Here is a 12,416-nt window from a genome sequence, read left to right on the forward strand (position 1 = left end):
CCGGACAACGCTTGCCACCTACGTATTACCGCGGCTGCTGGCACGTAGTTAGCCGTGGCTTTCTCGTTAGGTACCGTCAAGGTACCGCCAGTGACTGCGGTACTTGTTCTTCCCTAACAACAGAGCTTTACGACCCGAAGGCCTTCTTCGCTCACGCGGCGTTGCTCCGTCAGACTTTCGTCCATTGCGGAAGATTCCCTACTGCTGCCTCCCGTAGGAGTCTGGGCCGTGTCTCAGTCCCAGTGTGGCCGATCACCCTCTCAGGTCGGCTACGCATCGTCGCCTTGGTGAGCCATTACCTCACCAACTAGCTAATGCGCCGCGGGCCCATCCTGTAGCGACAGCTTGCGCCGCCTTTCAACGAAAAACCATGCGGTTCTTCGTGTTATCCGGTATTAGCACCGATTTCTCGGTGTTATCCCCGTCTACAGGGCAGGTTGCCCACGTGTTACTCACCCGTCCGCCGCTAACGATTCAAAAGCAAGCTTTTGAATCGTCCGCTCGACTTGCATGTATTAGGCACGCCGCCAGCGTTCGTCCTGAGCCAGGATCAAACTCTCCATAGAAAAGTTATCCTTAGCTTCTGTACGCTTTTCGCTTCGTTCAGTTTTCAAGGAACATCTCGTCGCTTTTGAAGCGACTTTCTTATAGTATCACATCATAAACTTGATGTCAACAACCTTTATTTTTAACCGCCGCTACATCTCAGCAGCGACGATTAAAAATATATCACGAACATTTTTAAACGTCAACACCTTTTCTTTATTTTTTTTCAACCATGTAGTGTCTATGAAACACTCCTTGCCCTTTCGTTGCAATTTTTTCAACGGAAAGTATATGTTTTTCAACTAGAAATTCAAGCAAAATAGCTAAATCAACCCCGTATACCGCCAACTCTTGTTCATCGAGCAACTCCGCCATAGACCATGACGTTTTCTTTTTTTGAAGCACGTGTATCAAGTGACTTGCCCCTTGTTTCAACTTCGAATGGATAAAAAAATCGCTTGCTAAAAATAGCAATTGCAATCGTTTATCAAGCGGTTCTTCACTTCCAACTAACTCAGCATATAGTTTATGAATTTGTGGTTCAATATGTTTCACCTGGTTCCATACGGTTACTTCGGGATAAAAACCATTTTCGATAATAGACAGACGGGCTAAGTGATGAAGTGCATGTAATACGTGATTGTACGCATCAAGCCATTGATCTTTTTCAAAAAAACTTCGTCCTTCTATATAGCGACGTACTAACTTAGCAAATTCTATTCCCATCTTTACTTTTCTTTCGTCTACTGGAAACTGCAATAGACGTTGCCGCCACTGCTCGATATATTCATTCCGATCAAATAAAACTTTCCCATTCAGCAACCAATTCATCACTTTTCGATTTGAACCGAACAACACCCATTCTTTCACTTGACGTTCATCTACAATGTGCAAAGACGCGCTTTTTTCCTCAAACGCATAATGTTTAATAAAAATCGGTTCTCTCCCTTCCCGAACGATAACAAATAAAACGACATCAAACAAATCCGTCTCCGGAGAGTAATCCGACCCTTTTTCAATCATTAAAATTCCAAGCGTTTGTGGATGACTTGCTCGCTCTTGGTAAATCGGACGCAACACATCTTCCATAAACCGATTCCTCCACTTTTCAACATTGTTTGACCGTATTCGACAATTTTAAAAAAACTCCTGCTTATTATTCAAAACTTATGATATAGTTATGCCTAGGAGGAGATATATGTGGGTGTGAAATATTCGAGCAAGATCAACAAAATTCGTACGTTTGCGTTAAGTTTAATTTTTATCGGATTTTTCGTGATGTATGCGGGTATATTTTTCCGCACATCGCCTATTGTTATGACATTATTTATGATTTTAGGTTTGTTGTTTATTATCGCAAGTACAGTTGTCTATTTTTGGATTGGAATGTTGTCAACAAAAACGGTACAAGTTGTCTGTCCTTCATGCAATAAAGTAACAAAAATGTTAGGACGGGTCGATGTATGTATGTACTGCAACGAGCCACTTACACTCGATCCAACACTTGAAGGAAAAGAATTTGATGAAAAATATAATCGAAAAACAAGAAACAAAAAAAGCTGATAGCCGCGTCGCTACCAGCTTTTTTAATGATGTCCTTTTTGACAGTCTGGACACGTTCCGTAAATCTCCATCCGATGATGACTAACTTTAAATCCCGTCACATGCGCCGCTAAATCTTCGACTTCATCTAAGCCTGGGTAATGAAAATCGACAATTTTTCCACACGTTTCGCAAATCACATGATAATGATGTGTCGTAACAAAATCAAAACGACTTGACGCATCCCCGTACGTTAGTTCTTTGACAAGACCGACTTCTTTAAACACACGCAAATTGTTATACACAGTTGCGACACTCATATTTGGAAATTTTCCTTCCAAAGCTTTATAAATTTCATCCGCTGTTGGATGGGACATGGACTGAATCAAATATTCGAGTATCGCATGACGTTGCGGTGTAATACGGACGCCGGTTTCTTTCAACGTGTGAAGCGCTTCTTTTAATTGATGTGCGTGCGTCACCGTCATGCACCTCACTTTCATTTATAAAAATTATAATTATTACTTTATAATTTTTATAAATAGTGTACAAAAAAATGAAACTGTTTGTCAATTGTATTTTTAGGTAAGAAAAAAGGCGACCCTTTAAGGAATCGCCGCATACATATTTGAGGAGGTGTGTGCTCTACTATATCGTACGCAACGATCCTTTTATTTGTTTGAGCCAACCGCCTCTTTTAAAGCGTTCAACACTTCTTCGACATGCCCATTTACTTTTACTTTTCTCCACTCTTTCACGATTTGACCGTTTGGATCGATTAAAAACGTCGAACGCTCAATCCCCATATACTCTTTCCCGAAATTTTTCTTTAACTTCCATACGTCATACGCCTTTGCTACGTCTTGTTTTTCATCAGCAAGAAGTAAAAACGGCAAGCGATGTTTTTCAATAAATTTTTTATGCCGAACAATTGAATCAGGGCTAATACCGATTACAACCGCTCCAAGTTCCTCAAATACTTCATGATGATCGCGAAACTCGCAAGCCTCTGTCGTACATCCTGGCGTCATATCTTTTGGATAAAAATATAATACGACATACTTCCCATGAAATTGCGACAACGTCACGTTTTCTCCGTTGCTTGCTGGCAATGTAAAATCAGGTGCTTTCATATTTCTCCTCCTACCTTCTTTCTACATCCATCACTGTTCGAACAACAAAAGCGGCAGGTAGCGCATAGCCGAGCAACGCTTCGACCATCGCAATCCACCGACCGATTCCAATCGGCACAACATCCCCATAGCCGACCGAAAGCAAAGTGACTGCACTAAAATATAAACTTGTTTCGACATATTGCAAAAAGTTAGAAGCCTCTATATTCTTCCCATTTTCCATCATCACAACATGTCCATTTATATGCAAAATCGTATATACAAGCGCAAAGCCAATCATCGTCGTTGAATACACAAATAAAATGGCAATAAAGTTTTTTATCGAAATGACAGAACGCTTCGTCTGCCAAAAGGAAAAAAAACTCATACATATGATAAATGCAATAATCCCAATCCATATATACGTCACAACATCCCCTCCTGTCCTCATATATACGAGAGGATGTTTAATTTAATTCCCGGCACCACGATAACGTTTGACACCCGCATTCCATAACAGCACCGACAATGTAAAACAAACAATTCCCATCACCGGCGTCAAAAACGAGTACGTATACCATTCCGTTTTACGCAAAAAATACGCTGACGGATATACACCAACAAACGCAAACGGCAAAACCCATGTTAAAACGTAGCGAATAACGCGATTGTAAATATCGACAGGGTATCTTCCGTAGTTTCCTATATTATACATCATCGGCATAATCGAACTGCGCGCATCAGACCAAAAACTAATGCTTGCTAATGAAATAAAAATGCCCGCGTAAACGAACGTCCCTCCTAAAACGAACAACACAAATAAAATGACATCATACCAATGAAACGATAAATGTAATCTTGATACGGCATACCCCATAACAATTAAACCAGTAATTCCTCCGAGGAGCGACTCTAACTCCATTCGTTCAAGCACAATTTGGAACAAACTATGCACAGGACGGGTTAATACACGGTCCATTTCCCCACGCACAATATATCTTTCGTTAAAATCCCAAATATTAAAAAACGCAGCAAACAAAGAAAAAGGAACTAAAAAGAAGCCGTAGATGAAAATAATTTCATCGCGCGTCCATCCGTTTAATAATTGCGTATGTCCAAATACAACAAGGATAAAAATTAAATTCACACCTTGAAACATTAAATCAGACAAAAACTCAACGAGCAAATCGGTACGATATTGCAGCTTTGTTTTTACATATTGACTCATATATTGAAAAAAAATCGATATATAAAACATATGTTCACCCCCCTTGAATGATGAGTTTTCGTTTGGCTGCTTTCCATAATACGTAAATCGGCACAATTAATACGACGCACCAAACCGCTTGAAACATCATTCCTTTAATCACAGCATCCCCTGTAAAGCTTTCCGTAAAAATCATACTTGGAATGTAACTAATCGCTTGAAACGGCAAATAGTGCATGATATGTTGTGCCCACTCGGGATAAAAACTAATTGGCAAAATAAGCCCTGAAAATAAATCAATAACAAATCGTTTGGCGCGAAGCAATCCTTCCCCATTTAACGTAAAAAACGTGACCATCCCAGCTATTAAATTGAGCTGAGAGTTAATAATAAAACTAAGCATTGTCGACAAAGCAAAATATCCCCACGTATGAACATTCGTTGTAAATTGAAGCGAAAAAACGAATGTGACGATAATCATTCCGGGAAGTGAGAAGAAAAGTAATCTGAAAATCCCTTCCCCAAGCCCTTGCATCGTTTTCATAATTAAATAGTTGTACGGACGAATAAGTTCAATCGCCACTTTTCCTTCGCGAATTTCCATCGCAATTTCACGATCAATGTTATTAAAATAAAACGCTCTTGCCATCCAAGCGATCGCGACATATGTCGTCATTTGTTCAACTGTCATTCCTTGAATAGACGGTTGCCCTCCATAAATGGCGGACCATAAAAAATAATACGCGCCAATATTAATACTATAAATAAAAATACCGCTATAATAATTCGTGCGATAAGCTAACATCATTAAAAAACGCATACGAATCATTTCAATGTATTTACCCATGATGAATCCCTTCTTCATAAATGTTGCGAATAATTTCTTCCGTCGATACTTCACGAATGTGAATATCTTTTAATTCATAGGAAGAAACGACTTTTCCAATAACATGTGCCATATCCGTTGCACGAACATGCGCAATCCAACTATATCGATCTTCCCCTTGTTCCCACGTCGCATCAACAAGTAGCATAAGCTCTTCTTTTGGGACGATATCGCGAAATTGAAAATGAATTTGCTTTCCTTCTCCCCAATTTTGCTTTAAACGTTGCAATGATCCATCGTAAATGATTTTTCCTTCGTCAAGCATAATGACGCGTTCACAAAGCGCTTCAATATCTGTCATATCGTGCGTCGTTAATAAAATCGTCGTGTTGTATTTTTCATTAATTTCTTTTAAAAATTGACGAATTTTTAACTTTACAAGCACATCTAAACCGATCGTCGGCTCATCTAAAAATAAAAGTGGCGGATTATGAATGAGCGCAGCTGCTAATTCACAGCGCATTCGCTGACCGAGCGATAACTTGCGCACAGGCTTATCAAGCAACGGACCAATATCTAACGTTTCAATCACGTGATCCATATGCTCGTTATAATCTTGATCAGAGACACGATATACTTTTTTCAACAATCGAAACGACTCTTGCACGGCGATATCCCACCATAATTGTGATCGTTGCCCAAACACAACGCCGATCGTCTGCACGAAACGTTCCCGCTCTTTATGCGGATTCATTCCATTTACAACGACTCGTCCAGATGTCGGCGTTAAAATTCCTGTTAACATTTTTATTGTCGTCGATTTACCTGCCCCATTTTCTCCAATGTAGCCAACCATTTCCCCTTGTTTAACAGTAAACGAAATATCGTCCACAGCTCGAATTATTTTATAGTTTCTCGTAAACAAATCACGAAACGCCCCAGCTAAACCGGAGCGGCTAGAGTATGACTTAAATTCCTTACGTAGTTTTTCTACTTCAATCGCATACATGTTCCTCACCTCTCATGAAATCACTATTTAATAGTGTAACGAAAATGTTTAAACTCAACAAATGGTGTGCTCAAATAAATGTGATAAAATAAACACCGTGAAACAATTTTTACATAAAAGGAGGAGGCTTCGCGTGAATTTTACGAAGTCTGAACAATTACACCAAGAAGCGCTTGAGCATATCGTCGGCGGTGTCAACAGCCCTTCCCGTTCATATAAAGCTGTTGGAGGCGGTGCACCCGTCGTGATGGAAAGAGCGCAAGGGGCATACTTTTGGGATGTAGACGGCAATAAATATATTGATTATTTAGCAGCGTACGGTCCTATTATTACCGGACATGCTCATCCACACATTACAAAAGCTATTCAACAGGCGGCTGAAAACGGCGTTTTATATGGGACGCCAACACCGTATGAAATTACGTTCGCGAAAATGTTAAAAGAAGCGATTCCTTCTCTCGAGAAAGTACGTTTCGTCAACTCAGGAACAGAAGCTGTCATGACGACAATTCGTGTCGCTCGCGCTTACACAGGTCGCGATAAAATTGTAAAATTTGCAGGTTGCTATCACGGACATTCCGATCTCGTTCTTGTTGCAGCTGGTTCTGGCCCATCTACATTAGGAACACCTGACTCAGCGGGCGTACCAAAAAGCATCGCTCAAGAAGTCATTACTGTTCCTTTTAATGACGTAGATGCTTTTAAACAAGCGATGGATCGTTGGGGAAGCGAAGTAGCTGCCGTTCTCGTTGAACCAATTGTCGGTAACTTCGGGATCGTCGAACCGAAACCAGGCTTTTTACAAGCGATAAACGACATCGCCCATGCAGCTGGCGCACTTGTCATTTATGATGAAGTGATCACCGCTTTCCGTTTTATGTATGGCGGTGCTCAAAACTTGCTTGGGATCGAGCCAGACTTAACGGCACTCGGAAAAATTATCGGCGGTGGTTTACCAATCGGTGCATACGGCGGTAGAAAAGACATTATGGAACAAGTAGCTCCGCTTGGCCCAGCTTACCAAGCAGGAACGATGGCGGGAAATCCTGCGTCCATTTTAGCAGGTATTGCTTGTTTAGAAGTATTACAACAAGAAGGCGTGTACGAACATCTCGATCACCTCGGTGCGATGTTAGAGGCTGGCATTTTAACACATGCGAAAACATACGATATTCCTATTACGATTAACCGCCTAAAAGGAGCGCTCACTGTATACTTCACGACAGAAAAAGTAGAAAACTATGAACAAGCGGAACGGACAGATGGAGAGATGTTCGCAAAATTTTTCAAACTTATGCTTCATCAAGGCATTAATCTCGCCCCTTCGAAATATGAAGCATGGTTTATTACATTAGCCCACACAGAAGAAGATATTGAATATACAATCGAAGCGGTAGGACGCGCATTTAAATCCTTAAAAAATGAATAAATATACAATCGTAACGAGGGAGGAAATCCATTCCTACCTCGTTTTTTATGTTCAAAAACAATGTAAACGCTTACATCATTCGTGAACGTTTTGTTACATGAACTGAATATTATATCCAAAAATATGAATAAATAATTGATTTTCTTTTGCAAACATGCTAATATAGACTATAAAATTCAGAAAATTTTATTTCTTAAAAAAGTTTTGTGTGGGAGGTGGCGAAGGCGAGAAGCGAGCAATAAGCCGCTTACAAGCCGCATGCTATGAAACAACGGTGGAATCCAACTTCATTTCAACATTTTTATGAACACGAACACGATGCGTGTGGAATTGTCGCTGCGGTTGAAAAACGACGCATTCCGACAAAGGAAAACATTACAACATGTATTAACGCCCTCGTCACAATGAATCATCGCGCCGGATTTATCAATGGTGAAGGAGATGGCGTCGGTATTCATATTGACATTCCGAAAGCGCTTTGGAAAGAAAAATTTGCTGCTGCCCATCTTGATCCTCAACTCGTCGACCGCGACGATTTTATTGTTGGCCATATATTTATTACGCGAACAACGAATGTCGAAGAGAAAAAAGCACGTATGCGTCAATTGTTTGCTCAATTTCATCTCACTCTCATTTTTGAATCCGATCGCGTGACCTCTTCTTCAGCGCTCGGTCCAATCGCTTTACGCGAGGAGCCTGTATTTTGGCAAGTAGCCCTTTTACCAAACAAAAACGAAACGTTATCTAAAACATTATTTGAATTAACGGTTGAAATCGAGAAAGATGAACATATTCATGTCGCTTCTCTTAGCAACCATCACGCCATTTACAAAGTGATGGGGGCTGGAGATATTTTACCAAAATATTATCACGACTTAGCGAGCCCGCTTGTCGCATCTACGATGACGCTTGGCCATAATCGCTATTCAACAAATACACTATCAAACTTTTTCCGTGTACAACCGTTTAGCGTCTTAGGTCATAACGGTGAAATTAACACGATTGCCAAACTACGTGAAGAGGCAACAATGATCGGTGTTCCATTGACAAACGGCGGAAGCGATTCGCAAGACTTGAGCCGAACGATGGAAACGCTTATTTATCGTGATGGCTATACGTTATTTGAAGCAATGGACTTTTTATTCCCGCCAATTGTAAACGAAATAAAAAACTATCCAGCACATTTACAAGATTTATATACTTACATTCGCGAAGCTTGGGGACATTTCGCCCAAGGACCTGCAGGCATCATTTCTCGCCATGCAGATGAAGCAGTATTTAGCGTCGATGCGCTCGGGTTGCGTCCGCTTTGGAAAATTGAAACAGAACACCGTTACGTATTTGCATCTGAGCCAGGCATTATTCCTGTGTGCGAATATACAGGGGAACCAAAACCGCTCGCACCGGGAGAAAAAATCGGATTAAAATGGCAAGCGGATGGAACAATTCGTGTGTATGAATACGCAGATTATCAACAAGAAGTATACAATCGTATTCGAAATCGTTTAAATATCGAGAATATGCGCCAACGTCTCCAAACGCCAACGTTAAAAACATACGTACTTATGGCTCAACCAACAAAAGTGCATAACGGACAATACGCTGCATTTGGTTGGGACCGCGAACATATTCAATTGCTCGAACAAATGGCAGAAAAAGGAGCAGAACCTATTCGCTCGCTCGGACACGATGCTCCGCTTGCAGCGATCGATCCTGAGCGAAAAAATATTGCTGATTTTATAAAAGAAAGTGTGGCTGTTGTAACAAACCCTGCCATTGACCGCGACCGCGAAACAGAACATTTTTCTACACGCGTTGTCGTTGGAAAACGACCAAGTATCGTCTCAAATGAGGAACATCCTTACACCGTTGAGCTTCTTTCACCTATTTTAATTGAGGGAAAACTCGGAAATGAATGTGCAGAAACGTTACAGCAACCATCGTACGATCAACTCGTTCATACATTTGAAGAAAAACAATTGACGTACTTTATATCAGCTACGTCTTTTGAACATGAAACGATTCCAATGGCGCTCGCCCGTTTAAGCGAAGAAGCATGTGCAGCTGCGGCAAACGGAAAAACGTTGCTTGTCATTGACGATGCAAAAGCGCATCAAAATGGTCATTTATGGATCGATCCACTTCTTGTTATATCGGCCATCGATCAAGCGTTAACAAAAGCGCAATTGCGAAGAAACTGTTCGCTTCTTCTTCGTTCTGGAGCGATTCGTTCGTTGCATGATTTCATCGTTGCATACGGACTTGGCGCAAACGTCATTAGCCCATATTTAATGTTTGCGACAGTGGCTGATTCGTCCACTCGACCAGCGATTCATTTGTTCCAAGCGTTAAATAAAGGGCTTGAAAAAGTCATTTCAACGATTGGTATTCATGAATTACGCGGATACAGCCGTCTCTTTTCATCGATCGGCTTGCATGAAGAAGTCGCAGCTGTATTAAATATTGTTAACTTTTTTGGTTCTGATTCGCTTGCCCAAAATTTTGAAGCATTAAAACAAGACGCCATCGCACGCGCAAACGATTTTGAAACAGAACAAGCAAAGTTGCGCAAAACGTTTCACGTCTTCCCACGCATTTGGAAAGCGATTGGCGAAGTAGCTCAAACCGGCTCATACGACAGCTATCGTGACAAATTGACAGAAATCGAAACGGGGACACCAACAGCCATTCGTCATTTAACTGATTTAAAACTGGCAAGCACGCCAGCCAAAAAGGAGCAAGTCGACATTTCAGTTGGTGAACATAGCTTGCCGTTTGTCATTGCTTCGATGTCATTCGGTTCACAAAATGAAATTGCCTTTCGTGCATATGCCGAAGCAGCGAATCGCCTCAACATGATCAGCTTAAACGGTGAAGGTGGCGAAATTAAAGATATGCTCGGCAAATATCCGCGCACGCGCGGGCAACAAGTCGCTTCTGGACGATTTGGCGTCAATGCTGAACTGCTGAACTCATCGAATTTACTAGAAATTAAAATCGGGCAAGGAGCAAAACCGGGTGAAGGTGGTCATTTGCCAGGTTCGAAAGTGACAGCTAAAATCGCTGAAGCACGGAACGCAACGATCGGCTCTGATTTAATTTCACCGTCAAACAACCATGACATTTACTCGATTGAAGACTTAGCGCAAATGATTGCTGAATTAAAAACAGCAAACGACCAAGCAAAAGTCGCTGTCAAAGTACCAGTCGTCCCTAATATTGGAACGATTGCTGTCGGCATCGCAAAAGCTGGTGCGGACATTATTACGCTAAGCGGCTTCGACGGTGGAACAGGAGCTGCGCGCATTCATGCCATTCAACACGTTGGCTTACCTGTAGAAATTGGCGTGAAAGCGGCGCACAACGCGCTTTTAGAAGCCGGATTGCGCCACCAAGTTGAAATTTGGGCAGATGGCGGCATAAAAAGCGCGATGGACGTGATCAAAGTGATGCTTCTCGGCGCCAACCGCGTTGGCTTCGGCACATTAGCGATGATTGCGATCGGATGTACAACATGTCGCGGTTGTCATTTAGATACATGCCATGTCGGAATCGCCACGCAAATTGAATCGGAAGCACAAGCGAAAGAACATGGTTTACGCCGTTTCGTTCCGAGACAATTCGAGCAAGCGGTACAAAACTTAGTTCGTTTCTTTACAGCATTTGGAGAGGAACTAAAAGCGCTCACCGCCTCGCTCGGCTATACGAACTTACAACAGCTTGTCGGTCGCTCTGATTTGCTTGAACAAACGCGCGGACGTGATCGGATGAATTTAACAACGTTATTAAAACCGTTAGAAATCGGTCAATGGTATCAAAAAGAAGTCGCGGCGACATCGGAAGAAGGAAAACTGGCCGTTGCAGCTGGAGCTGAATATTTAGATTATCACGTTGAAGACTTACACCGTTCACGCGAATTTTCAACTGTCACAGCTGAACAACGCGTACTCGGCAGCCGCGTCGCATGCCATCGTGTGCGTGGTCGATTGGACGGATCGTATAAAAAGCTGCCAAACATATCCCTTCGTTATAAAGATGGATCTGTACCTGGCAATGGACTCGGTGCATATAACGTCGCTGGCATTCATATTCATGTTGACGGTGGAGCGCAAGACGGAACTGGAAAGACAACGTTTGGCGGAGGTATTTTCGTCTTTAAAGCGAAAGGAAAAGACGGAAAGTTTTACAACGGATCAGTCGGGAAAGGATTTGGCTACGGAGCACAAAAAGGATTGCTAATCGTACAAGGAAACGCTGACGCACGCGCAGGCATTCGCTTATCAGGAGCGGATATGATTATCGGTGGTCAAGTGACAAAACCAATTCCTGAAGTTGAACACGGCAATATCGGTGTTCACGCTAACATTAAAGGATTTGCCTTTGAATATATGACAAACGGACGCGGGCTCGTTCTCGGCGACCCAGGTCCATGGATTTGTGCAGGAATGACAGGCGGTGTCGTTTATTTACGTCATCAACCAGAAATGGGCTTAACGAAAGCCGCCCTCGAACGCCGAATCGCCAAAGGCGCAAACGTCGCGATTCAGCCGCTAAACGAAAAAGGAAAAGCGGACGTCAAAGAACTACTTCGCACATATATTGATTTACTTATCGAACATGAACAGCATGAAGAAGCAGCAACACTTCAACCGTTGTTGGAACAACCAGAGCAACACTTTTTCCAAGTCATTCCGAAAAAAGAACAAGCCGATCCATCCGTATCGACAGAATAAACGTCAAAAAGA

General features: G+C 42.0%; 10 protein-coding genes and 1 rRNA gene. 3 read left to right on the plus strand and 8 right to left on the minus strand.

What is annotated here, in order from left to right; all coding sequences use genetic code 11:
- Both JV16_RS12400 and JV16_RS12405 read right to left on the minus strand, forming a co-directional pair.
- Nucleotides 1–566: ribosomal RNA gene (locus JV16_RS12400) — 16S ribosomal RNA — on the minus strand; the annotation flags it as partial.
- Nucleotides 567–762: 196 nt separating this feature from the next.
- Nucleotides 763–1,635, minus strand: a complete 873-nt coding sequence (locus JV16_RS12405) for a nucleotidyltransferase-like protein (protein ID WP_021095984.1) — start codon at nt 1,633–1,635, stop codon at nt 763–765.
- 111 nt (nt 1,636–1,746) lie between these two features.
- On the opposite strand from JV16_RS12405, the gene JV16_RS12410 reads away from it, so the two are divergent.
- Nucleotides 1,747–2,109: a YgzB family protein gene (locus JV16_RS12410; RefSeq protein WP_009360872.1), complete on the plus strand. Its 363-nt coding sequence runs from the start codon at nt 1,747–1,749 to the stop codon at nt 2,107–2,109.
- Between the two features lie 23 nt (nt 2,110–2,132).
- Here the strand turns inward: JV16_RS12410 and perR are convergent, their stop codons facing one another.
- The 6 genes from perR to JV16_RS12440 all read right to left on the minus strand — a co-directional run bounded on the left by perR (nt 2,133) and on the right by JV16_RS12440 (nt 6,242).
- Complete coding sequence (gene perR / locus JV16_RS12415) at nt 2,133–2,576, minus strand: peroxide-responsive transcriptional repressor PerR (RefSeq protein ID WP_026011847.1); 444 nt, start codon at nt 2,574–2,576, stop codon at nt 2,133–2,135.
- A 183-nt stretch (nt 2,577–2,759) separates the two neighbouring features.
- Nucleotides 2,760–3,221 carry a thioredoxin-dependent thiol peroxidase gene (gene bcp / locus JV16_RS12420; RefSeq protein WP_021095986.1) on the minus strand — a complete coding sequence of 154 codons (462 nt, stop codon included), beginning with the start codon at nt 3,219–3,221 and terminating at the stop codon, nt 2,760–2,762.
- Between the two features lie 10 nt (nt 3,222–3,231).
- Entirely contained in the window at nt 3,232–3,630 is a 399-nt protein-coding gene (locus JV16_RS12425; RefSeq protein ID WP_021095987.1) for a potassium channel family protein, read from the minus strand.
- A 42-nt stretch (nt 3,631–3,672) separates the two neighbouring features.
- Complete coding sequence (locus JV16_RS12430; protein ID WP_021095988.1) at nt 3,673–4,458, minus strand: ABC transporter permease; 786 nt, start codon at nt 4,456–4,458, stop codon at nt 3,673–3,675.
- 4 nt (nt 4,459–4,462) lie between these two features.
- On the minus strand, nt 4,463–5,254 hold the full coding sequence (locus tag JV16_RS12435) for an ABC transporter permease (RefSeq protein WP_021095989.1): 792 nt from the start codon (nt 5,252–5,254) through the stop codon (nt 4,463–4,465).
- Nucleotides 5,247–6,242, minus strand: coding sequence for an ABC transporter ATP-binding protein (locus tag JV16_RS12440; RefSeq protein ID WP_021095990.1), 996 nt, complete (start codon nt 6,240–6,242; stop codon nt 5,247–5,249). Before JV16_RS12440 ends, JV16_RS12435 begins: the two co-directional genes overlap by 8 nt.
- A gap of 133 nt (nt 6,243–6,375) precedes the next feature.
- On the opposite strand from JV16_RS12440, the gene JV16_RS12445 reads away from it, so the two are divergent.
- Nucleotides 6,376–7,671 carry a glutamate-1-semialdehyde 2,1-aminomutase gene (locus JV16_RS12445; RefSeq protein ID WP_021095991.1) on the plus strand — a complete coding sequence of 432 codons (1,296 nt, stop codon included), beginning with the start codon at nt 6,376–6,378 and terminating at the stop codon, nt 7,669–7,671.
- A gap of 263 nt (nt 7,672–7,934) precedes the next feature.
- A complete protein-coding gene (locus JV16_RS12450; RefSeq protein ID WP_042536097.1) occupies nt 7,935–12,404 on the plus strand; it encodes a glutamate synthase-related protein in 4,470 nt (1,489 codons plus the stop codon).
- Nucleotides 12,405–12,416: the final 12 nt, after the last annotated feature.

This window comes from Anoxybacillus ayderensis, assembly GCF_000833605.1.
GTDB lineage: Bacteria > Bacillota > Bacilli > Bacillales > Anoxybacillaceae > Anoxybacillus > Anoxybacillus ayderensis.

Coding starts and splice junctions, on each gene's coding strand:
- JV16_RS12435 (WP_021095989.1), bottom strand. CDS start 5,254: ATGGGTAAATACATTGAAATGATTCGTATGCGTTTTTTAATGATGTTA.
- JV16_RS12440 (WP_021095990.1), bottom strand. CDS start 6,242: ATGTATGCGATTGAAGTAGAAAAACTACGTAAGGAATTTAAGTCATAC.
- bcp (WP_021095986.1), bottom strand. CDS start 3,221: ATGAAAGCACCTGATTTTACATTGCCAGCAAGCAACGGAGAAAACGTG.
- JV16_RS12450 (WP_042536097.1), top strand. CDS start 7,935: ATGAAACAACGGTGGAATCCAACTTCATTTCAACATTTTTATGAACAC.
- perR (WP_026011847.1), bottom strand. CDS start 2,576: ATGACGGTGACGCACGCACATCAATTAAAAGAAGCGCTTCACACGTTG.
- JV16_RS12430 (WP_021095988.1), bottom strand. CDS start 4,458: ATGTTTTATATATCGATTTTTTTTCAATATATGAGTCAATATGTAAAA.
- JV16_RS12405 (WP_021095984.1), bottom strand. CDS start 1,635: ATGGAAGATGTGTTGCGTCCGATTTACCAAGAGCGAGCAAGTCATCCA.